Source organism: Conexibacter stalactiti (genome assembly GCF_033542075.1).
GTDB classification, from domain to species: domain Bacteria; phylum Actinomycetota; class Thermoleophilia; order Solirubrobacterales; family Solirubrobacteraceae; genus Conexibacter; species Conexibacter stalactiti.
This window is the reverse complement of record NZ_JAWSTH010000004.1, coordinates 24,054-45,200: the sequence shown is the minus strand read 5'-3', so window position 1 is coordinate 45,200 and position 21,147 is coordinate 24,054. Positions and strand designations below refer to the sequence as shown.

23 protein-coding genes and 1 tRNA gene are annotated in these 21,147 nt (G+C 71.6%); 5 read left to right on the top strand and 19 right to left on the bottom strand.

Going from position 1 to position 21,147, the window contains the following annotated elements; genetic code table 11:
* Window positions 1–7: 7 nt before the first annotated feature.
* Window positions 8–1,024, top strand: coding sequence for a Gfo/Idh/MocA family oxidoreductase (locus R7226_RS03000; RefSeq protein ID WP_318595548.1), 1,017 nt, complete (start codon window positions 8–10; stop codon window positions 1,022–1,024).
* Complete coding sequence (locus R7226_RS02995; protein ID WP_318595547.1) at window positions 1,021–2,292, top strand: nucleotide sugar dehydrogenase; 1,272 nt, start codon at window positions 1,021–1,023, stop codon at window positions 2,290–2,292. The genes R7226_RS03000 and R7226_RS02995 overlap by 4 nt, the downstream gene beginning before the upstream one ends.
* A 39-nt stretch (window positions 2,293–2,331) precedes the next feature.
* On the opposite strand, the gene wecB is transcribed toward R7226_RS02995, so the two are convergent.
* Together wecB and R7226_RS02985 are read right to left on the bottom strand one after the other, a co-directional pair.
* Window positions 2,332–3,399 carry a non-hydrolyzing UDP-N-acetylglucosamine 2-epimerase gene (gene wecB, locus R7226_RS02990; protein WP_318595546.1) on the bottom strand — a complete coding sequence of 356 codons (1,068 nt, stop codon included), beginning with the start codon at window positions 3,397–3,399 and terminating at the stop codon, window positions 2,332–2,334.
* 6 nt (window positions 3,400–3,405) lie between these two features.
* On the bottom strand, window positions 3,406–4,197 hold the full coding sequence (locus R7226_RS02985; protein WP_318595545.1) for an aminotransferase class IV: 792 nt from the start codon (window positions 4,195–4,197) through the stop codon (window positions 3,406–3,408).
* 93 nt (window positions 4,198–4,290) lie between these two features.
* Between R7226_RS02985 and R7226_RS02980 the strand changes: the two genes are divergently transcribed.
* Window positions 4,291–5,193 (top strand): SDR family oxidoreductase, encoded by a 903-nt coding sequence (locus tag R7226_RS02980; protein ID WP_318595544.1) that lies wholly within the window; start codon window positions 4,291–4,293, stop codon window positions 5,191–5,193.
* A gap of 37 nt (window positions 5,194–5,230) precedes the next feature.
* On the opposite strand, the gene R7226_RS02975 is transcribed toward R7226_RS02980, so the two are convergent.
* From R7226_RS02975 to tatA, 4 genes are all read right to left on the bottom strand, one after another.
* Window positions 5,231–5,303 (bottom strand) — tRNA-Lys (locus R7226_RS02975).
* Window positions 5,304–5,406: 103 nt separating this feature from the next.
* Complete coding sequence (locus tag R7226_RS02970; protein ID WP_318595543.1) at window positions 5,407–6,102, bottom strand: tetratricopeptide repeat protein; 696 nt, start codon at window positions 6,100–6,102, stop codon at window positions 5,407–5,409.
* A 3-nt stretch (window positions 6,103–6,105) separates the two neighbouring features.
* Window positions 6,106–7,110, bottom strand: coding sequence for a twin-arginine translocase subunit TatC (gene tatC, locus R7226_RS02965; protein ID WP_318595542.1), 1,005 nt, complete (start codon window positions 7,108–7,110; stop codon window positions 6,106–6,108).
* Between the two features lie 23 nt (window positions 7,111–7,133).
* Complete coding sequence (gene tatA, locus R7226_RS02960) at window positions 7,134–7,412, bottom strand: twin-arginine translocase TatA/TatE family subunit (protein ID WP_318595541.1); 279 nt, start codon at window positions 7,410–7,412, stop codon at window positions 7,134–7,136.
* Window positions 7,413–7,518: 106 nt separating this feature from the next.
* On the opposite strand from tatA, the gene R7226_RS02955 reads away from it, so the two are divergent.
* The gene (locus tag R7226_RS02955; RefSeq protein WP_318595540.1) at window positions 7,519–7,935 is read left to right on the top strand and encodes a hypothetical protein; all 417 of its coding nucleotides are present in this window, start codon (window positions 7,519–7,521) and stop codon (window positions 7,933–7,935) included.
* A 15-nt stretch (window positions 7,936–7,950) separates the two neighbouring features.
* Here the strand turns inward: R7226_RS02955 and R7226_RS02950 are convergent, their stop codons facing one another.
* The 11 genes from R7226_RS02950 to R7226_RS02900 form a co-directional block, all read right to left on the bottom strand.
* Entirely contained in the window at window positions 7,951–8,928 is a 978-nt protein-coding gene (locus R7226_RS02950; RefSeq protein ID WP_318595539.1) for a polyprenyl synthetase family protein, read from the bottom strand.
* Between the two features lie 2 nt (window positions 8,929–8,930).
* Window positions 8,931–9,674 carry a bifunctional demethylmenaquinone methyltransferase/2-methoxy-6-polyprenyl-1,4-benzoquinol methylase UbiE gene (ubiE, locus tag R7226_RS02945; protein WP_318595538.1) on the bottom strand — a complete coding sequence of 248 codons (744 nt, stop codon included), beginning with the start codon at window positions 9,672–9,674 and terminating at the stop codon, window positions 8,931–8,933.
* A gap of 10 nt (window positions 9,675–9,684) precedes the next feature.
* On the bottom strand, window positions 9,685–10,419 hold the full coding sequence (locus tag R7226_RS02940) for a c-type cytochrome (protein WP_318595537.1): 735 nt from the start codon (window positions 10,417–10,419) through the stop codon (window positions 9,685–9,687).
* 3 nt (window positions 10,420–10,422) lie between these two features.
* A complete protein-coding gene (locus tag R7226_RS02935) occupies window positions 10,423–11,223 on the bottom strand; it encodes a cytochrome b (RefSeq protein ID WP_318595536.1) in 801 nt (266 codons plus the stop codon).
* A gap of 3 nt (window positions 11,224–11,226) precedes the next feature.
* Window positions 11,227–11,796, bottom strand: coding sequence for a QcrA and Rieske domain-containing protein (locus tag R7226_RS02930; protein WP_318595535.1), 570 nt, complete (start codon window positions 11,794–11,796; stop codon window positions 11,227–11,229).
* 189 nt (window positions 11,797–11,985) lie between these two features.
* On the bottom strand, window positions 11,986–12,543 hold the full coding sequence (locus R7226_RS02925; RefSeq protein WP_318595534.1) for a hypothetical protein: 558 nt from the start codon (window positions 12,541–12,543) through the stop codon (window positions 11,986–11,988).
* The gene (hemL, locus tag R7226_RS02920) at window positions 12,540–13,838 is read right to left on the bottom strand and encodes a glutamate-1-semialdehyde 2,1-aminomutase (protein WP_318595533.1); all 1,299 of its coding nucleotides are present in this window, start codon (window positions 13,836–13,838) and stop codon (window positions 12,540–12,542) included. Before hemL ends, R7226_RS02925 begins: the two co-directional genes overlap by 4 nt.
* Before the next feature lie 13 nt (window positions 13,839–13,851).
* On the bottom strand, window positions 13,852–14,946 hold the full coding sequence (gene ahbA, locus R7226_RS02915) for a siroheme decarboxylase subunit alpha (RefSeq protein ID WP_318595532.1): 1,095 nt from the start codon (window positions 14,944–14,946) through the stop codon (window positions 13,852–13,854).
* The gene (gene hemB / locus R7226_RS02910) at window positions 14,943–15,926 is read right to left on the bottom strand and encodes a porphobilinogen synthase (RefSeq protein WP_318595531.1); all 984 of its coding nucleotides are present in this window, start codon (window positions 15,924–15,926) and stop codon (window positions 14,943–14,945) included. Before hemB ends, ahbA begins: the two co-directional genes overlap by 4 nt.
* 66 nt (window positions 15,927–15,992) lie before the next feature.
* Complete coding sequence (locus R7226_RS02905; protein WP_318595530.1) at window positions 15,993–17,336, bottom strand: ABC transporter permease; 1,344 nt, start codon at window positions 17,334–17,336, stop codon at window positions 15,993–15,995.
* A gap of 3 nt (window positions 17,337–17,339) precedes the next feature.
* A complete protein-coding gene (locus tag R7226_RS02900) occupies window positions 17,340–18,071 on the bottom strand; it encodes an ABC transporter ATP-binding protein (protein ID WP_318595529.1) in 732 nt (243 codons plus the stop codon).
* A 59-nt stretch (window positions 18,072–18,130) separates the two neighbouring features.
* Between R7226_RS02900 and R7226_RS02895 the strand changes: the two genes are divergently transcribed.
* Window positions 18,131–18,919 carry a TIGR00282 family metallophosphoesterase gene (locus R7226_RS02895; RefSeq protein ID WP_318595528.1) on the top strand — a complete coding sequence of 263 codons (789 nt, stop codon included), beginning with the start codon at window positions 18,131–18,133 and terminating at the stop codon, window positions 18,917–18,919.
* On the opposite strand, the gene R7226_RS02890 is transcribed toward R7226_RS02895, so the two are convergent.
* Window positions 18,857–20,704, bottom strand: a complete 1,848-nt coding sequence (locus R7226_RS02890) for a glycosyltransferase family 87 protein (RefSeq protein ID WP_318595527.1) — start codon at window positions 20,702–20,704, stop codon at window positions 18,857–18,859. The two genes, R7226_RS02895 and R7226_RS02890, sit on opposite strands and share 63 nt — an antisense overlap.
* Window positions 20,701–21,147: a GtrA family protein gene (locus R7226_RS02885; protein WP_318595526.1), complete on the bottom strand. Its 447-nt coding sequence runs from the start codon at window positions 21,145–21,147 to the stop codon at window positions 20,701–20,703. Before R7226_RS02885 ends, R7226_RS02890 begins: the two co-directional genes overlap by 4 nt.

Genomic DNA, 21,147 nt, shown 5'->3' with positions numbered 1-21,147 from the left:
CGGCCCCATGACCCACTCCTCCCCCGCACCCCTCCGCGCCGCCGTGCTCGGCCTCGGCATGATGGGCCGCCACCACGCGCGCATCCTGCAGGCGCTGCCCGGCGTCACCTTCGCCGGCGCCGTCGACCCTGCCGGCGACAGACACGACGCGGTCCGCGACCCCGCGCTCGTCTTCCCGACGCTGGAGGCGCTGCTGGAGGCCGGCCCGCTCGACATGGCCGTCGTCGCGCTGCCGACCGAGGAGCACCTGCCGGCGGCGCTCGCGCTCGCATCCGCCGACGTGAACATGCTGATCGAGAAGCCGCTCGCCGCCTCGACCGAGGATGCCGAGCTGATCATCGCCGCTGTGAGGCGGCGCGGCCTGGCGGCTGCGGTCGGCCACGTCGAGCGCTTCAACCCGTCGCTGCTGGCGCTGCGCGAGAAGCTCGGCGAGGGTCTGCTCGGCGACGTCTTCCTCGTCGCGACCGAGCGCGTCGGCCCCTTCCCGGAGCGGATCCGCGACGTCGGCGTCGTGAAGGACCTCGCGACGCACGACCTCGACATCGTCAGCTGGGTCGCCGGCGCGCCGATCGCGACGGTCGCGGCGCAGACGGCCCACCGCACCGGCCGCCCGCACGAGGACCTCGTGCTCGTCAACGGCCGCCTCACCACCGACGTCCCCTTCAACACGATCGTCGACTGGCTGACGCCGACGAAGACGCGCCGCACGCGCGTGCTCGGCGACCGCGGCATGCTCGTCGCCGAGACCGTGACGGCCGACCTGACCTTCTACGAGAACGGGCGGATCACGTCGGACTGGGGCAGCTCGCAGGCGCTGCGCGGCGTCACCGAGGGCGACGCGACCCGCTACGCGCTGGCGCGCAGCGAGCCGATCCGCAGCGAGCTGGAGGCGTTCCGTGACCTCGTCGCGGGCGATCCGGACGCGCCGGTCGTGACGCTCGCGCAAGGACTCGCGGCGGTGCAGGCCGCGGAAGCGGTGCTGGAGAGCGCGCGCAGCGGCCAGAGCGTGCAGGTCGCGCCGTGAAGGTCGTCGTCGTCGCGCTCGGCAAGATCGGGCTCCCACTTGCCGTCCACGCCGCCCGCGCGGGCCATCAGGTCGTCGGCTGCGACGTCAACGCGACCGTCTGCGAGCTGGTCAACCGCGCCGAGGAGCCGTTCCCCGGCGAGACGGGCCTGAAGGCCGCACTGGAGGAGGTCGTCGGCGACGGCCGGCTGCGCGCCCAGACCGACACGACCGCCGCCGTCGCGGAGGGGCCCGACCTCGTGATCGCCGTCCCGCCGCTGATCGTCGATGCGGCGGCCAGACCGGACTGGACGATCCTCGACAGCGTCGTCGGCGACATCGCCGGCGGGCTGAGAGCGGGGACGACGGTCTCGATCGAGACGACCGTCCCCGCCGGCACGACGCGCGAGCGGATCGCGCCCGCGCTCGCCGCCGGCAGCGGCCTCGAGCCGGAGCTGGACTTCTTCACCGTCTTCAGCCCCGAGCGCGTCTACAGCGGCCGCATCTTCAGAGACCTCGACACCTACCCGAAGCTCGTCGGCGGCCTGTCGGCGGCCGGCGAGGCGCGCGGCGTCGAGCTGTACCGCGCCTTCATCGGCGGCAACGCGGAGGTGTGGCCGATGGGCTCGGCGGAGGCCGCCGAGCTGACGAAGCTGGCGGAGACCACCTACCGCGACGTCAACATCGCGCTCGCGAACGAGTTCGCCCAGCACGCCGACGTGCTCGGTGTCGACATCGGGCGCGTGATCGACGCGGCCAACAGCCAGCCGTTCAGCCACATCCACCGCCCGGGCGTAGCGGTCGGCGGCCACTGCATCCCGGTCTACCCGCACTTCTACCTGCAGGGCGATGCCGCCGCTCAGCTGCCCTCGGCGGCACGCCGCGTCAACGGCGAGATGCCCTCCTACGCCGTCGGACTGATGCAGACCGAGCTGGGCGGGCTGCGCGACAGGCGCGTGCTGATCCTCGGCGTCGCCTATCGCGGCGGCGTTCGCGAGACGGCCTTCTCCGGCGCCTTCGGGCTGCGCGACGCGCTGCGCGCGGCCGGCGCGACGCCGCTGGCGGCCGACCCGCTCTACAGCGACGAGGAGCTGCGCGCGCTCGGCTTCGAACCGTGGGACGGCAACCCGATCGACGGCGCGATCCTGCAGGCTGACCATGCCGAGTACAGCGCGCTGACGCCCGCCCAGCTGCCGGGGCTGCGGGCGCTCGTCGACGGGCGCGACGCGCTCGATCCCGATCCGTTCCGCGCCGCCGGCGTCGCCGTCCGCCGCATCGGCCGCCCGTAGCCCGGGCGCGTCCAGCCCGCGGTGCGTGCGTGACGCGGCTCAGGCGAGCGTCGCGAGCGCGTCGACGACGCGCTGCCCGGCTTGGCCGTCGCCGTAGAGCTGCGGCCGCTCGGCCGGCGGGGTCCGCTCCAGCGCCGCCAGAGCCGCGTCGGCGTCAAGGTCGACGAGCACGTTCCAGCCGGCGTCGACCGTCTCGACCCACTCGGTGCTGGGGCGCATCGTGACGCACGGGACGGCCGCGAGGTACGCCTCCTTCTGCACACCGCCGGAGTCGGTCACGACCGCCTGCGCGTTGCACAGCAGCGCGGTGAAGTCGAGGTAGCCGAGCGGCGGCGCCAGCCGCAGGTGGGCCGCCCCCTCCAACGCGGCGAGCAGGCCGGACGTCTCCAGCCGTGAGCGCGTGCGGGGGTGCAGGGGGAAGACGGTCGGCGCCGGCAGCGCGAGCAGCAGCTCGACGAGCTGGGCCAGCCGCACGGGATCGTCGACGTTGCCGGCGCGGTGCGCGGTCGCCAACAGGTAGCCGCCAGGCTCGACGCCGTACGGAGCGAGCGTCTCGACGCGCGCGCGGGCGCCCGGCTGCAGCAGCTGCGCGACGTCGACCATCACGTCGCCGACCAGCTCGACGCGGCCGGCGACCGACTCGCGCGCGAGGTTCTCGGCGGCCGTCTGCGACGGCACGAGCAGCAGCGTCGAGAGGTGATCGGTGACGACGCGGTTGACCTCCTCGGGCATCGCACGGTCGAACGAGCGCATCCCCGCCTCCACGTGCGCCACCGGCACGCCGGCCTGGACTGCTGCCAGTGCACCCGCGAGGGTCGAGTTGGTGTCGCCGTAGACGAGCACGGCGTCTGGTCTCGTCTCGGCGAGCAGCGGCTCGAGCGCGGCCAGCATGCGGGCCGTCTGCGCGGTGTTCGTGCCACCGCCGACGCCGAGCATGTGGTCGGGCGGCGGCAGCTCCAGCTCGTCGAAGAAGACCTGCGACAGCTCGCGATCGTAGTGCTGCCCGGTGTGGACGGTGATCTCCTCGCCCAGTCTCCGCAGCCGCGACGAGACGGCGGCGGCCTTGATGAACTGCGGCCGGTTGCCGATCACGGTCAGGACGCGCATCGCCGCTCAGCCCTCGCGCAGCTCGGTGCGGATCAGCTCGTGCAGGCGGGCGGCGACGTCGCGCGTGACGGCGCCGGCCTCCAGCTCGGCGTCGTCTATCCCGGCGATCGGGACGATCTCGTGGGCGGTGGAGGCGAGGAACGCCTCGTCGGCGCGCTTGAGCTGGTCGAGCGCGATCGCCTGCTCGCTGGCGCCGGTCAGCGCGACGACGCGGGCGCGCGTGACGGCATCGCGCACGTGGTCGGAGAGCGGCGTCGTGCGCAGGTGACCGGAGGCGACCCAGAAGATCGTCGCCGACGGCGCCTCCAGCACGCGGCCGTGCGGCGTCACCAGCAGCGCCTCGTCGAAGCCGCGCTCGACAGCCAGGCGCGTCGCGAGCGCCTGCGGCGCGCGCGAGGTCGACGCGATCTCGTCGAGCAGCCGCGACGGCGCGTAGGTGACCGACGCGAGCCGCAGTCTGCCCGGACGCGCGGGCAGCGGCTCGGTCAGCAGCAGCTGCCGTCCGCTGCGCGTCAGCACGATCCGCAGCAGCGCGTGCTCTGAGCCGGTGCCTGCGGCGGTCAGCAACGTCGCGACGTCGGCATGGACGGAGTCGAGGTCGAGCGGCAGCCGCAGGTTCGCGGCCGAGCGCTCCAGTCGCGCGAGGTGGTCGGCCAGCGCGAACGGCCGGCCGCCGTAGAGACGCAGCTGCTCGACGACGCCGTCGCCGTGCAGCAGACCCTCGTCGGTGGCGGGGATGCGCGCCTCGGCGGCCGGCATCACGACGCCGTCGAGGCAGGCGAGCTGGACGGTCGGCATCGGCGAGAGATGGTCGCAGGTTGCACGACGGGCCGCTTCCGGGGAGACTGGCCAGGCAGCCAGTCGTCCAGCCCACGAGGAGGATCGCACGAGATGGCCAAGCAACCCCGCCCGCTCACCGGCAAGGTGGTGGCGATCACCGGCGGCGCCCGCGGCATCGGCCGCGCGACCGCCGCAGCCCTGATCCGCAAGGGCGCGAAGGTGGCGATCGGCGATCTCGACCTCGCCGTCACCGAGCAGACCGCAGCCGCGCTCGGCGGCGGCACCGTTGCGCTCCAGCTCGACGTCACCGACGCCGGCTCCTTCGAGCGCTTCGTCGCCGAGACCGAGCGTCAGCTCGGCCCGCTCGACGTGCTCGTCAACAACGCCGGGATCATGCTCGTCGGCCCGTTCTCGGAGGAGACGGCCGCCGGCGCCCAGGCGCAGGTCGACATCAACCTGCTCGGCGTCATCACCGGCTCCAAGCTCGCGCTGGCGCGCTTCCTGCCACGTCGCACCGGTCACCTCGTCAACGTCGCGTCAACGGCCGGCAAGGCCGGGATCCCCGGCGGCGCGACCTACTCGGCGACCAAGTTCGCCGTCGTCGGTCTCACCGAGGCGATCCGGGGCGAGGTTCGCGGCACGGGGATCGAGACGAGCGTCGTGATGCCGGTGCCGGTCAGAACCGAGTTGGCGGCCGGCCTTCAGAAGGGCCGCGGCGTCGGACTGGTCGAGCCGGAGGACGTCGCCGACGCGATCGTCGACGCGCTCGAGTTCCCCCGCCACGACGTCTTCGTCCCGCGCCAGATCGGGCGGATCACGCGGATCGGCGCGCTGCTGCCGCGCAAGTGGACCGAGGCGGTCGGGCGCGCGATGAGAACCGACCACGTGCTCGGCGGCGCCGACCGCTCGGCGCGCGCCGCCTATGAGCAGCGTGCGAAGGCGAGCGACGCGGCTGTGAGCGAGCCCGCAGCGGAGAAGAGAGAACAGCCGGCGTCGGCCGAGGTGGGCGCCTGAGGCGCCTGCCGTCGCCGGCGGGCGGCGACGGAGCAAATGGGCCGTGAAGGAATCGAACCTTCAACCTTGGGATTAAGAGTCCCCTGCTCTGCCAATTGAGCTAACGGCCCGAGAACAGCCGGGCGCAGGGCCAGGCCGCCGGGAAATTCTAGAGGGTCCGGCGCGAAGGCGTCGTCTCGGGCGCGCGCCGCGGGGCGGGCGCCCGAGCGCCGGTCATCTGCCGGTTCTGATCGCCCCGCTGTCGATCGCGTCCTGCACCTGCTGCTCCTGGATCTCTCTCTTGGTTCTCTCCAGCTGCACTCTGACGACTCTGCGCTGCTGCTCGGGAGCCAATTCGACCGCCTTGGCCGCCGCGAGGTCGCCCTTGCGGTCCTGACCGGCGTAGTAGGCGTACGTCGCCAGCTGGCTGTACGCGGCGCTGGAGGGATCCTCTTCGGTCACGATCTCGAGCGCGTCGGCCGCGTCGGACGGTTGGTTGAGCGCGGCGTACGCCTGCGCCATCAGACGAGCGACATTGGCGTCAGGTCTCGCGGGTCTCAGGAGGATGTATCTCTCCCACGCCTGCGCGGCTGAGCCGAGCTGCTGCTGACCGCTCTCGGTGAAGGTCTGCTGCGTCTCGTTGAAGTTGTCGCCCTGTCCGGCGCGCAGATAGCGGGCGCGGGCGAGCTCGGCCCATGCGGCGGCGTCCTGCGGGTTGACTCTGACCGCTCTGGCAGCGCGCTTCTCGGCGTTGCTGACCTGGGCGCTGGTGTCTTGCGAGTCATCGCTGAATATGTCGAGCAGGCCGCCGCCACCGGTCCCGGTCCCGACGCCGAACAGCACGAGGCCGCCGCCGATCAGGATGGCGAGGCCGAGATAGACGATCTTTACGACGGTTCTGCGCCGTCGGCTCTGCAGGTCGAACAGCATTGCTCAGCTTCCCTCGGAGTCATCGCCGTCGAGCGGCTCCAGCGCCGCGATATCACCGCGGTCCCCCCGCCGCCGATCAGCGATCGTGAGAAGAACGATACTGAGCCCGTACAGCAAGAGCAGCGGAACCATCAGGATGCACGTCGTCACCGGGTCGACGCCAGGCAGGATCGCCGCCACCACTGCGATCCCGACGATCGCGTAGCGCCAGCTCGAGCGCAGTTGGCGCGCGCTGAGGATCCCGACGCGGTTGACGGCCAGCAGCCCGACCGGCAACTGGAAGATCAGGCCGCACGACAGCAGGGCCATCGCGGCGAAGCGGTAATAGTCTCTCGCCTGCAGCAGAACGTCGAAGTTCGTGTCGTTGAAGTTCTGCAGGAAGTTGATCGCCGGTGGCAGCACCATGTAGTAGCCGAAGGCGACGCCGCCGACGAACAGGAACGGCACCATCATCATCAGCGGGACCGCGGTTCTTCGCTCGTCCGGGCTGAACGCCGGCAGGATGAACGCGTACGCCTGGTAGAGCAGCACGGGCAGCGAGATCAGCAGCGCGAAGTACGCGACGACGGTGAGGGTCGCGGTGAACGGCTCGCCGACGCCGGTCGTGATCGGCACCCGCTCCGGCGTCGTTCTCGGCAGCGCGTCGACGGCGGCGCGGATTCTCGGCAGCGCCGCCCCGAGCGCCTGCTTGGTCGTGCCCGAGATCGCCGGATCGGCCTCGATCGCTCTGACGGCGTCACCGACGGCGTCGAGACCGCCCGCGACTCTCGCCTGCGCCGCGGCGGCCTGGGCGATGCGGCCATTGCCCTTCGCGTCCTGCGCGGTCGGCGTGCTCTCCTTCAACGGCTCGTTGAGGAAGTCGAGCAGTGCGTGGTTCTGCCAGAAGCAGACCGCGAACACGACGACGAAGACGATCGCGCACGTCATCAGCCGCGTGCGCAGCTCGTCGAGGTGGTCGACGATCGTCAGCCGGTCGTCATGTGCGATCGGCTTGAGGGCAGTCGCCATCGGCGTCGCCTGCGGCGTACGGCTCAGCCGCGCTGCTCGGGCGCTGCGTCGGCGGGCGTGGCGGGGGCGGCGTGCTGCTCGACCGGGGCGGCGACCGGCTCGTCGGCCTCCGCCTTCGTGATCGCCGGGCGCCCGGTCGCGTCGGTCTTCTCGTCGTCGTCGTCCTTGCCGGTGATCGAGTCCTTGAACTCGCGCATCCCGCCGCCGAGCTGCTTGCCGAGCGACGGCAGGCGCTTGGGCCCGAAGATCAGGAGCACGATGACAAGGACGACGATGAGTTCAAGTGGGCCGATGTTCGGCATTGGTTCCTCCGCTGAAGTCCTACGGAAGGGTACCGGGTCGAGATCACCGCCATACGTAAATCTCACTCAAGTCCGGCGCCACATCGGCCGATTCTGAGAGCACACCATGAGCCGCCCCGCCGATCACCGCTCCGTTCGCCGCGTCGTCCTCCCGAGCGGCAAGACCATAGAGGTGCTCTACTTCGAGGCGCATCAAGGCGCCGTCGGCGATCCGAAGCTCTCAGAGCAGATCGATGGGCTCCACGTCTGCCCCAGCTGCTCCTCGCAGCTCGTATCTCCCGTCGCGTGGGAGGAAGCCGGCAGCTCTCACTGGGACGTCACCCTTCACTGTCCGAACTGTGACTGGCTTGGGAACGGTGTCTTCCCGGAGGCGGCCGTCGAGAGCTTCGACGAGGAGCTCGATCGCGGCACCGAGGCGCTGGTGCGCGACCTGCAGCGGCTCATGCGCGCCAACATGGAAGACGAGATCGATCGCTTCGTCGCGGCACTCGCGGCCGATCAGATCTGGCCGATGGACTTCTAGCGGCGCTTCGCCGCTCTACGCGTAACGTTCGACGACGCCGTCGGCGACCAGCTCCAGCGTCGCCCGCTGCGCCGGGGGCAGCGAGGACGGCAGCGCCGACTTCGCGTCGGCGACGACCGTGAGCGCCCGCGCCTTGGCGTCCGCGAGCGCGCCCGTCGCCGCGATGCGATCGCAGATCGCCTCCGTCTCGGCGCCCGAGCGCAGCGCGCGCAGGTCGGTCGCAGCGAGCTGGGGATCGCGCTCGCGCGCGACGATCAGCGGCAGCGTCACGGTCCCATCGAGCAGGTCGGTGCCGCGTGCCTTGCCGGTGCGGCTGGCGGGCCCGGAGACGTCGAGCACGTCGTCGAGCAGCTGGAAGGCGAGCCCGATCGCACGGCCGAAGGCGGCCAGCGCGTCGGCCGGACCGCCGCCGGCGAGCGCGCCGAGGCGGCAGGCGGCCTCGAACAGGGCGCCGGTCTTCAACTCGCAGCGCTGCAGGTAGCGCGCGAGCGGGACAGCGACGTCCCAGGCGTCCTCGCGCTGCATCAACTCACCCTGCGCGAGCGCGGAGCTGGCCGCTGAGAGCGCGCGCACGTCGTCCGCCTCGCCGCCGGCCGCCAGCTCGGCGAAGGCGCGGGAGAAGAGCAGATCGCCGGTGGCGGTCGCGGCCGTCCGCCCGGCGGCAGCGAAGACCGTCGGCTGTCCGCGGCGCGTCGGCGCTCTGTCGAGCACGTCGTCGTGGACGAGGCTGGCGCTGTGGATCAGCTCGACGGCGACGGCCGAGCGCAGCAGACGGTCGGCGGCCTCTTCCGGCGGGTCGCCGGCGGCCAGCAGCACGAGCAGCGGGCGCAACCGCTTGCCGCCCGCGGCGATCGTCTCGCCGGCGTGGTGCGAGAGCAGCGGGCCGTAGCCGGTCGCCAGCGCGGCCAGCCGCGCCTCGACCCGCTCCATCAGCGATCCGAGCTGCGGACCGGCAGCGCGCACGACGGCGTCGAGCGTCGCCGCGGTCGCCATGGCTAGGAGGGGACCTCGCCGACGTGGGTGGCGATGATCCCGCCGGCCGTGAGCACGTAGCGGATGTTGACGAGGCCCGCCCGCTCCATCGTCGCGGCGAGCTCGTGCGGGCCGGGGAAGCGGCGCACCGAGCTGGGCAGGTAGGTGTAGGCGTCGCTGTCGCCCGCGACGCGGCCGAGGTTCGGCACGATGCGATCGAACCAGAAGCGGTAGAAGGTCGACAGCGGTGGCTTCGTCGGCGTCGTTATCTCCAGCACGACGACCTTGCCGCCGGGTCGCACGACGCGCCGCATCTCGCTGAGTCCGCGCTCGAGGTCGGAGAAGTTGCGTGCGCCGAAGCCGACGGTCGCGGCCGCGAACTCGCCGTCGGCGTACGGCAGCTCGAGCGCGTTGGCCCACTCGAAGCGAACCCCTGCCGCGAGCGCCTGCTCACGGCCGGCCTTCGCGCGCGCCAGCTCCAGCATCTGCTCGGAGAAGTCGCAGCCGATCACCTCGCCGCCGGCGCCGACACGGCGCGCCAGCTCCAGCGAGAGGTCGCCGGTGCCGCAGGCGACGTCGACGACGCGGTCGCCGGGGGCGACCTGCGCGAGGTCGACGGCACGGCGCCGCCACTGGTGGTGGAGGCCGGCCGTCATGACCGAGTTCATCCGGTCGTAGACGCGCGCGATGCGATCGAACATTGCGCGCACCTGCGGTTCTTCGAGCCGACCCGCGGCGGGGCTCTGCTCGGCGCTGCCGCCGCTCACCGGCGGCTCCCTACTTGAGCGAGCCGAGGAAGGCGACCATCGCGTTGAACTTCTCGGGCTGCGACTCCGCAAGTCCCTGGAACGATGGCATCGGAGCCGTCGGATTGCGCAGCGTCTGCGCGATCGCGGCGGCGGGCAGGTCTCTCGCGACGTGCGTCAGTCTCGGGCCCGGACCGTGGTTGCCGTTCTCGCCGATCGCGTGGCAGGCCAAGCAGCCCGACTGCGCGACGACGAGGCGGCCCTGGTTCCACTCGGTCAGCGCAGCGCCCTTGAGGTCCGCGGGCGGCTCCATGTCGATCTGGTTCGGCGAGCCGGCGTTGGCGCCCAGGAACGTCAGGTAGGCCATCGCGAAGATCGTCAGGATGCCGGCGGCCGTCGCGATCGGACGACGTTCGGGACGCCGCTCCGCGCTGCGGTCGTAGAACGGCAGCAGGAACAGCAGGATCATCGCGAGCGTCGGGATGCCGATCGTCGCCATCGGGACGTACTCCGGCGGCTTGATGACGCGCAGCACCTCGAAGAGGAAGAAGAAGTACCACTCCGGGCGGGGCACGTAGGTCGTCGTCGTCGGGTCGGCCTTCGGGCCGAGCTCGGCGCCGAGCACCAGTGACATCACGATGATGACGATCAGGACGATGACCGCCATCGCGGAGTCCTTCGCGATCGCGTACGGGAAGAAGGGCTTGCCCTTCGTCTTCAGCAGCGCGTATTCGCGGAGGTACTCCTCCTTTTCGAGCTGATTCATCGCCTAGACCTCATCCTCGGTCAGGGTCTTCTCGCGCTCAGCTCTCATCCACGGCGGCGCGGTCGTGCCGAGCTTCGCCACCAGGTAGAGGTGCGCGCCGATCAGCGCGGCGATCAGACCCGGGACGAGCATCATGTGGATCGCGTAGAAACGAGACAGCGTGGTGGCGCCGAACTCGGGCCCGGCACGCAGGAAGTCGGACAGGTACGGACCGACGAGCGGGCCGGTGCCGTTGATGTTGACGCCGACGATCGTGGCCCAGTAGGAGCGCTGATCGAACGGGAGCAGGTAGCCCGTGAACGACATCGCCATCGTGAGGATCAGCAGCGCCACGCCGATGACCCAGTTCAGCTCGCGCGGGTACTTGTACGCGCCGAAGAAGAACGTTCGCGCCATGTGCAGGAAGACGAGGATGACCATCACGGACGATCCCCATCTGTGCATCCCGCGCACGAACTCGCCGAGGAAGGCGTCGTTGACGATGTAGCGGACCGACTCGTACGCGCCGGTGGGCGACGGGTCGTAGTACATCGCCAGGAAGATTCCTGTGACGGCCTGCGACAGGAAGGCGAACATCGTCGCCGACCCGAGCGTGTAGAACCAGTTGGTCCCCTTGGGGACCTTGCGGAACATCATCCAGCGCAGACCACCCGAGAGCGAGGTGCGCTCGTCGAGCCAGTCGACGACGTGGATGCCGCCCTCGGCGGCGGTCTCGACCGGGGTGGCCGGACCTCTGGCGGAGCCGGGCCGCTTGGGCTTCGGCTGCAGGGCCGCGGGGGGAGATGGAAGCTTGAATCTGGGCATGGACTACTTCTCCGGCGTCGAGAAGCGGGCCGGGTACAGGTACTGGCCGATGCCGTCGACCGGCTGGCCGGGGTCGCGCGGCGAGAAGCGCTTCAGCTCTGAGTTGACCGAGTAGCGCGCGCCGACGACGACGCGGCTGTCCTCGATTCTCGTGTAGAAGCGATCGAGTGGACGGACCGGAGGACCGCCCTCGCGCAGGCCGCGGAAGTCGTAGACGCCGCCGTGGCACGGGCAGAGGAACTTGCCGGCCGCGGGGGTGAAGCGGACCGGGCAGCCAAGGTGGTTGCAGCGCGTGGAGATCGCGATCACCCGGTTGTACTGGTCCTCGGGCTCGGTGTCGATCGCGGGATTGCGCAGGCGCACGTAGGCGGTCGTCTTGCCGGCCTCGCCGATGCCGTTCACGATCGTGAAGACACGAGGGATGTACTCGTCCTCGTTGAAGTCGGCGAGCGGGCCGATGTCCTGCCACTGCATCTTCGTGCGCTCGAAGACCGGTCCCAGTGCGAAGCCGAGAGCCGGCAGCGCGAAGGCCGCGACGGCGACTCCGCCGAGGCCCTGGGCGGTCACGTTCATGAATCGGCGCCGAGTGACGGTCTCCCCCTCGAACGCGCCGGGGATTCCACGATCGGCTGTGTAGGGGGAGGTCTTCTTGTGCTTGTCGCTCACGATGAAAGTCCGTAGGGGCGACCCGGATGGATCGCGGCGGGAACCATAGCGACAACGACACCCGCTGCGTCGCACGGGTGCCGTCCGCCCCAGCAGCTATGGGAGATTCGGAACATCAGCAGCGTCCCGCAACGCGGCCTCCGCGTCCACTTCCCCGGCGCGCGCGCGCTCCTTCGCGCGCGTGTGCGCGAGCCGCGGACCGTGACCGATCGCGGTTGCCGCCGCGTGCCAGGCCGCGTCGGCGAGCGCCTGCGCGCCCGCGTCGTCCTCGGCGGCGCCGGCGTGCGCCTGCGCGCAGAGCGAGATCAGGTCGGCCAGCTCGATCACGGCGTCGAGATCGCCGAGCGCGGCGAGGCGCGCGAGACCGAGGGCGAACAGCCGATCGCCGCCGAGCAGGCCGAGGTCGCGCTCACGCGGCCGCACGACGTCGCCGGCCGCGTCGCCGTAGTGCAGCAGGTAGCCCTCGCGCACAGCGGCGAGCACGACGGCGTAGTCAGCAGGGGCGCGCTCCCCGCGCGGCCCAGCGACTGTCGCAGCGGCCAGCGCTTCGACGTCGAGCCCGGCACGCGGCGCGGCGCCGTCCGGCGCGAGCGCGGCGGCGAGCAGCCCGCCCTCTTCGCGCAGCGCCTGCGCGAGGTCGCCGCGCGCGCTCACGGCGCCGTCTCCTGGAAGGCCGCCGCGGCGGCATCGAGCGTGCGCCGCACGACCGCGTCGTCGTGCGCCAGTGACGGGAACCAGGCCTCGAACTGCGACGGCGGCGGGTAGACGCCGTGGGCGAGCAGGGCGCGGCACCAGGCGGCGTGGGCGTCGCGGTCGCTGGCGGCGGCGTCGGCGTAGTCGCGCACCGGGCCCTCACGGAAGAAGACGGTCAGCAGCCCAGGCACGTCGACGACCTCGACGGTGCGGCCGGCCGCCGCGGCGCCGTCGCGCAGCCCGGCGGCGAGCGCCGTCGTCGTCGCCTCGAGGCGGTCGTAGGCATCGCCGTCGAGCAGCCGCAGTGTCGCGAGACCGGCGGCGACCGCGAGCGGATTGCCTGACAGCGTGCCGGCCTGGTAGACGTCGCCGGCTGGAGCGATCTGCTCCATCAGCGCCCGTGGGCCGGCGTAGGCGGCCGCCGGCAGCCCGCCGCCGAGCACCTTGCCCATGATCGTCAGGTCCGGTCGGATCTGCTCACGCGCCTGCGCGCCGCCGCGCGCGACGCGGAAGCCGCTGATCACCTCGTCGAGGATCAGCAGCGCCCCGCTGGCATCGGCCTGCTCGCGCAGCAGCGCGAGGAACCCCTCCCGCGGCAGCACCACGCCCATGTTGGCCGGGTACGGCTCCGCGACGATCGCGGCGAGCCGGTCGCCGTGCTCCGCGACCGCGGCGCGCAGCGCCTGCGGGTCGTTCCAGGGGACGATCACGGTCGCGGCGGTCGCGGCCGCCGGAACTCCCGGGCTGGCCGGGATCCCCTGCGTCGCGAGCCCCGAGCCGGCCTCCGCCAGCAAGCCGTCGACATGGCCGTGGTAGGCGCCGGCGAACTTCAGGACCTTCTCGCGGCCGGTGGCGGCGCGCGCGAGCCGCAGCGCGCTCATCGACGCCTCGGTCCCCGACGAGGTCATCCGCACCATCTCGACGGAGGGGAAGCGCGCGGCGACCTCCTCAGCCAGCTCGACCTCACCGGCCGTCGGGGCGCCGAAGCTGGTGCCGCGCGCGGCAGCGGCGCTGATCGCGGCGACGACCTCCGGGTGGGCGTGCCCGTGGATCAACGGACCCCACGAGCAGACGTAGTCGATGTAGCGATTGCCGTCGGCGTCGACGATCTCGGCGCCCTCGCCGCGTTCGACGAAGAGCGGATCGCGGCCGATCGCGCGCATCGCGCGGACGGGCGAGTTGACCCCGCCCGGCAGCACCTTCAACGCCTCGGCGTAGAGCGCGGCCGAGCGCGCGTCGGTCAGTGGCGGCGACATGCGCGGGAGGGTGTCACACGCCGGTGTGCGCGCGCTCCCACGCCTTGAACTCGTCGGTGAAGTAGAGCAGGCGGATCTTCTTGAACTCGGTCGAGGAGTAGAGCGTCGCGCGCTCCCCCGGCCCGTCGATCCCGTGCGTCTGCGCGATCGAGTCGAGGATCGCGTCGCACTCCTCCTTCGAGCGGCCGTGGGCCATCGTGAAGACCGAGTACGGCCAGTCCTCGTACGTCGGGCGCTGGTAGCAGTGCGAGATCCCGCGCACGGCGGCCATCTGACGGCCGACCTCGAGGATCTGCTCGTCGGGGACCTTCCAGACGCCCATGCCGTTGGCGGAGAAGCCGGCGCGGCGGTGGTAGAGGATCGCGGCGACGCGGCGCAGCAGACCGCGCTCCTGCATCCCCGCGAGGTGGTCGAGGAAGCGCTCCTGCGTCACCCCCAGCTCAGCAGCGGCGGCCGCGTACGGCTCCTCGACGACGGCCATGTCGCCCTGCAGCGCTCGGATCACGGCGACGTCGAAGTCGTCATAGGGCTGGCGCTCCAGCTCGACCGGCTCGGCGGCGACGGCCTGGGCCGCGAGCGCTCTCGTGTCGCCCTCCATCTCCAGGTCCATGCGGATCTTGAACAGCTTCAGCGTCGGCAGCTGGCGCACGGATGTGGCGCCCGCCTCCTCCGCCAGCGCGTTCAGCGTCCCCTCCAGACCGAGCTTCGAGTCGGGCTCGGTCGCGATCGTGAACCACATGTTGAAGTCGTGGTTGCGCAGGTAGTTGTGCGAGACGCCGGGGTGGGCGTTGATCACCTTGGCGGCGCGATGCGGGTTCTCGGCGTCCACCTTCGCCGCGACCAGCATCGACTCGTAGCCGAGCGCGCGCGTGTCGAAGATCGGCGTCACCTGACGGATGATGCGCTGGTCGAGCAGATGCTGGACTCGCTGCATCACGGTCGTCTCGTCGACCTCGGCCAGCTCTGCGACGCGCTGGTACGGGCGCGGTTCGAGCGGGAACTTGCCCTGCATCAGGTTGAGCAGCCGTCTGTCGAGCTCGTCGAGCGGGATCGCCGCGCCGAATCTGCGGCTGCGGAGCTTGGGCGTCGCCTGTCCGGCGTTGGTCATGTCGACTCCTGGAGCCAGCGGGCGGCATCCTTGGCGTGGTAGGTGATGACGACGTCCGCGCCGGCGCGGCGGAACGCGGTGAGGGTCTCGAGCACGGTCGCGCGCTCGTCGATGTAGCCGGCGGCCGCGGCCGCCTTCACCATCGCGTACTCGCCGCTGACGTTGTAGGCGACGAGCGGCAGGTTGTGCGTCTCCTTGACGCGGCGGATCACGTCGAGGTACGGCAGCGCGGGCTTCACCATCAGCATGTCGGCGCCCTCCTCGACGTCGGCGGCGACCTCGCGCATCGCCTCGTCGCCGTTGGCCGGATCGAGCTGGTAGCTGCGACGATCGCCGAAGGCCGGCGTGGAGTCGGCCGCCTCGCGAAAGGGACCGTAGTAGGCCGAGGCGAACTTGGCCGAGTAGGCGAGGATCGGGATCTCGGCGAAGCCGGCCTCGTCGAGCGCGGCGCGCAGCGCGCCGACGCGCCCGTCCATCATGTCGCTCGGCGCGATCACGTCGGCGCCGGCGCGCGCCTGCGACACGGCCGTGCGTGCGAGCAGCTCCAGCGACGCGTCGTTGTCGACGTAGCCATCGCTGCGCACGACGCCGCAGTGGCCGTGGCTCGTGTACTCGCAGAGGCAGAGGTCGGGGATCACGAGCAGATCGGGATGGGCGTCCTTGATCGCGCGGATCGCGAGCTGGACGACGCCCTCGTCATCCCACGCGCCGGAGCCCTCCTCGTCCTTGTGGTCGGGGATGCCGAACAGCATCACCGCCGGGATCCCCAGCGCGGCCGCCTCGCCGGCCTCGGCGACGGCGTGGTCGATCGAGAGGCGCGCGACGCCGGGCATCGCGTCGATCGGCGCGCGCACGTCGCTGCCGTGGGTGACGAACAGCGGGAGCACGAAGTCGCCCGCGTCGAGCTGCGTCTCGCGCACGAGCCCGCGCAGCGCGCCGGTGCGCCGGAGGCGGCGCAGGCGGGTCAGAGGAAAGGCCATCTCCGGCTCAGGATAACGTCGCCTTCTCGCGGCTCCGCGCCGAACGTCAGCGCGTCGCCCGGCAGGTCAGCCGAATCGCCGCAGCGCGAGCCGCGCGATCGCCACGTAGGCGGCCGCGAGCGCGGCGAGGTGCAGCAGCGGCACCGCGAAGCTCGACGGCGCGTCGTTGATCGCCACGTCGAGCGCCTGCAGCGTCGGCTTGAACGGGAAGATCGCGCAGACGACGCGTATGACGTCGTAGGCCCAGCCGGAGACGGAGCTGCTCGGCACGAGCGCCAGGAACGCGATCGGCAGCGACAGCGTGAAGGCGAGCAGCGACGCGGCGCGCACCTCGCGCGCGAGGCCGCCGAGCGCGACGCCCAGCGCGCCGAAGGCGGCGCTGCCGAGCGCGAGCGCGACGACCCACAGCGGCAGCCGCGCGAAGTCCAGCTCGACCCAGAACAGCCCCAGCGCGACGAGCAGCAGCAACGTCACGAAGAGGCCGCAGAGCGCGGCCAGCGCCGCCTTCTCCAGCAGCAGCCCGACACGCGAGACGAGCCCGCGCACGAGCCGCGCGAAGGCGTGCTCCTCGCGTTCGAGCGCGAGCAGGCCGGACGCCAGCAGCACCGTCAGGAACATCAGCGAGATCGTCACCGCGACGGCGATCGCGTAGGCGTCCAGCGGCGTCCGTCTGCCGCCGATCACCGTCTGTCTGACCGCGAGCGGCTCGGCGACCGAGCGCAGCACTCTCGTCGAGACGCCGAGGTTCTCGATCGCGAGGCGCGCGAAGCGGTCGACCTGCTCCAGCGCCGTGTACTCGGGCGACGATCTCGGCAGCGTCGCCATCACGCCCGCGATCAGCCGCTGCGACGTTCTCAGGCCGAGGATCGAGACGTCGGTGCCGAAGACATTCAGCGAGCCGCCGTCGCGCAGCATCTCGATGTAGTCGAGCGTGATTCTCTGGTACTTCTCGCGCAGCGCTGTGTTGGCGTCGGCGATGCGGGCCTTGATCAACGACTCGACGAACTGCTGCTTGACCGGATCCTCGCCGTTGTAGGCGACCTCGAGCGTCGGCTGCTCGCGACCGCTCTGCAGCTGCTGCGCGATGTCCGGCGGCAGGATCAGCGCGGCCAGAACCTCACCGTCCTTGACCAGCTGCACCGCCTGTTCGCGCGAGGTCGCTCTGATGATGTCGACCGATCTCGACAGCTCCGGCAGGAACTCGTCGGCGTTGACCGCGGAGCCGCCGACGTCGAAGGTGCGCTGCTCTCTGGGAACCCCGCTGAAGAGCGCGATCGACGGGTTGCCGGGACCTCTGGAGAGCGCGCTGCCGATCAGCAGTGCGATCAGGATCGGGTAGAGCACCAGCAGCGCCACCAGCAGCGGCGAGCGGCGCAGGATCTGCACGTCCTTCAGCAGGAGCCAGCGCATCGGTCAGTGCCCGCGCTCGTGGAGGAAGCGCACGAAGGCGGCCTCGAAGTCGCGCGGGCCGGCCGCGTCACCGCCGACGGTCGCCTCCAGCTCGCCCGGCGTGCCGTTGAACAGCAGCTCGCCGTCGGCGAGCACGAGCACGCGGTCGGCGTAGCGCTCCGCCTCCTGCACGTTGTGGGTCGAGTACACGACCGTCGTGCCGGCGGCCGCGAGCCGCGCGATGAACTCCCACAGCCGCTCGCGCTGGCGCGGGTCGAGCGACGAGGAGGGCTCGTCGAGCAGCAGCACCGGCGGCGCCGCGAGCAGCCCGACGGCGATGTTGACGCGCTGCTGGTTGCCGCCGGAGAGGCGTCCGACCTCGTCGCCGGCACGATCCTCCAACCCCGTCTGCGCGAGCATCGCGGCGACGACGGCGTCCGGCTGCGGCACCTTCTCCAGCCGCGCGAAGAGGCGCAGGTTCTCAGCGACCGACAGCTTCGAGTAGACGGCCGGCTGCTGCGGCACCCAGCCGATCTCACGACCGCTGCGCGAGACCGTCCCCTCGTCCGGTGGCTGGATCCCGGCGAGGATCGAGAGCATCGTCGTCTTGCCGGCGCCGTTCGGTCCGATCAGCGCGACCAGCTCGCCCGGCGCGGCGTCGAAGCCGACCCCGCGCAGCGCGACGCGCTCGCCGTAGCGCTTCGTCAAGCCGGCGACCGCCAAGGCGGGTGGGGCGTCGGTCTCGACGGATGGCATCGCCCGTAGGCTAACCGGGCGCGGCCGGGACGCGACGCAGCATCCGCTATACACGCCGGATGAACATCCTCTTCGTCGGCGACGTCGTCGGCAGCGCCGGCCGCCGGCTGCTGCTGCGCCTGCTGCCCGAACTGCGCGAGCAGCACGATGCGACCTTCGTCGTCGTCAACGGCGAGAACGTCGCCGGCGGCGTCGGCATCACGCCGAAGATCGCCGACGAGCTGTTCGCGCACGGCGTCGACGTGATCACGCTCGGCAACCACACCTACCGTCAGCGCGCGATCTACCCCTACCTCGATCGCCACGACGCGATTCTGCGGCCGGCCAACTTCCTCAAGAGCCAGCCCGGCCACGGCCACTGCGTCGTCGAGCGGGCCGGCGTGCGCCTCGGCGTCGTCAACCTCTCCGGCAACCTCTTCCTGAAGGCGGGCCGGCCGGCCTTCGCGGAGGCCGACGCGGCACTGCACGCGCTGCGCGGCAGAGTCGACCACGTGCTCGTCGACATGCACGCCGAGGCGACGAGCGAGAAGGTCGCGATCGGCTGGCACCTCGACGGCAGAGTGACGGCCGTCGTCGGGACGCACACGCATGTGCCGACCGCTGACGCGCGCGTGCTGCCGGGCGGGACGGCCTACATCACCGACGTCGGCATGACCGGCGCCCGCGGCGGCGTGATCGGCGTCAAGAAGGAGCTGGCGATCGAGTCGCTCGTCACGCAGATGCCGGTCCGCTTCGAACCGTCCGAGGACGATCCGTGGCTGATGGGCGTCGTGATCTCGGGGACGTCACCGCTGCGCGCCGACAGGATCGAACAGCTGCTCGTGCCCGCCCCCGCCGGCTTCCGCTGAGCCGCTCGCGGCCGCGGGCGGCGGCGAGCCGGGATCGCCGTAGCGGCCGAACAGCGCGACGATCACGAACGGGAAGAACCACACCAGATAGAGGTAGAACCAGTAGGTCAGGCTGAGCTGGAGCGCGATCAGCACGACGGCGCCGAGCGCCGCCGTCTGCACGAGCGTACGCTGGCGCCAGCAGAAGGCGAGCGAGAGCGCGAACAGCACCGCCGCCAGCTGCACCGCCGTCTGGACGGTGTCGAGCCCGTCCCACAGCCCCCAGATCGAGAACGGCGAGCCGCGGTCGCGCTGGAACGCGAGCGTGTGGTCGAGGAAGGTCGACCAGTTGCCCTCCAGGATCACCGGCAGCATCGCGACGGCCGCCGCGACGAGGAAGCCGAGCGCGTAGCCGAGGAATGCACGCGGCCCCCGCCGCGCGACCGCGGCGCCGCGCGGGACGGCGTCGATCGGCGTGCGCATGAACAGCGGCGCGAGCGCCAGCGAGGCGAACTTCGTCAGGCCGCCGAGGGCGGTCAGCGCCCCGCGCGCGCCCGGCCGTGCGGCGACCAGCAGCGTGCAGACGAGCAGCAGCGCCACGAGCGCGTCGTTGCCGTTCGTGTTGGAGACGTAGAGCGTGAACGGGAAAGCCGCCCACAGGTAGGCGAAGACGATCCCCAGCGAGGGCCCGCGGATGCGACGGCCGAGCAGGAACAGCGCCCCGATCGTCAGCAGGTCGAAGACGACCGCGGCGGCGTGCGCGGCCGGCAGGTCGTCCCAGCGACCGCTCCAGCCGAAGATCCGCTCGAACGGCACGTAGGCGAGGTAGTTGACCGGGCCGTAGGTGTCGCCGTGGGCGTTGTCGGTCGGCCAGCCGCCGTAGAGCGGCTCGCCATCGACCAGCTTGTTGGCGCCGATCACGCCCGAGTAGCCGACGTCGATCACGTTCGAGTTGGTGACGTTGAGCCCGACGCGGAAGCCGATCAGGAAGACGAGCGCGACCGCCAGCCACGAGACCGGCACCAGCAACCGCAGCGGCTCAGGCCGCCCGCCGCGCCGCGCCACGACGAGCATTCGCGCGATCAGGTAGAGCAGCGGCGGATAGATCAGCGGCGTCGAGAGGCCGATCCGCGCGTGGTTGAAGAAGGCGAGCGAGACCGAGAAGGAGAGCAGCACCAGCAGGTCGAGGTGCAGCCACGACGGTCGCCGCCGCCACGGCAGGAACGGCGCGACGAACAGCAGGCACAGCGGGACCCACACGTACCAGGCGTTGACGCGGCGGCCGAACGCTCCCTCATAGCCGCGCGCCATCGTCCACGGCACCTGGTAGCCGGTCCACGCCTCGCGCACCGCGCCGGTCAGGTCATCGAGCGTCACCTGACCGATCTCGGAGCGCTTTCTGTCGAAGTAGCTGACCTGCCACTGCGCCGTGCCCTTCGTGTACGCCGTCGGGTAGGCGCCCGGGTGCTCGGCGACGACGCGTCTGATCTTCGGTACGGCGTCCGCGATCGCGGTCGCCTGTCTCGACGTGAGGCGGAAGCCGGGCGGCGGGATCGACGGGCTCGGCGGCGTCGCGAGCGCGTTCGGATCGGTCGCTCTCGCGGTCGCGGTGGTCGTCGTCGTCGCCAGCGGCGTCTGCGAACCGCCGAGCGGCGTCGAGCTGACCAGCGGCGGCGGCACCGCGACCGAGGTCGCCCCGGTGCCCGTCACCGCGGGCGTCTGCGCGCCGGTCAGCGCCGGGGCGAGCAGGAGCGCGAGCGCCGCGAGCAGGGCGGCCGCGGCGAGGCGCGCCGCGGCCGGCGTCATCTGCGGAAGCTCCAGAGCTTCTGGCCGAGGAAGTTCAGCGGCGTCGCGGCGACGATCGCGATCGCCTGCGCCGGCACCTCCGGCAGGCCGCCGACCTCGACGAGCGTCACCAGCACCGCGTAGTTGAAGCCGAACGCGATGACGCTGACGAGCAGGAAGCGGGCGGCCTGGAAGCCCGCGTGGCCGCCGCGGCCGTCGAAGGTCCAGTGGCGGTTCCACCAGAAGTTGTTCAGCACCGAGACCAGGAACGCGAGCACCGAGGCGATCCGGTAGCCGATCTCGAACGAGTGGACCGCGAGCGTGAAGACGGCGAGGTTGACGACGTAGCCGCTGGCGCCGACGAGCCCGAAGCGGACGAGCTGGAACCAGTTTCTCGGATGGCGCATGCCATGGCGGACCCGCCGATGCAGCGGCGATGCGACAACGGTCGTGTCCTTCGGCAT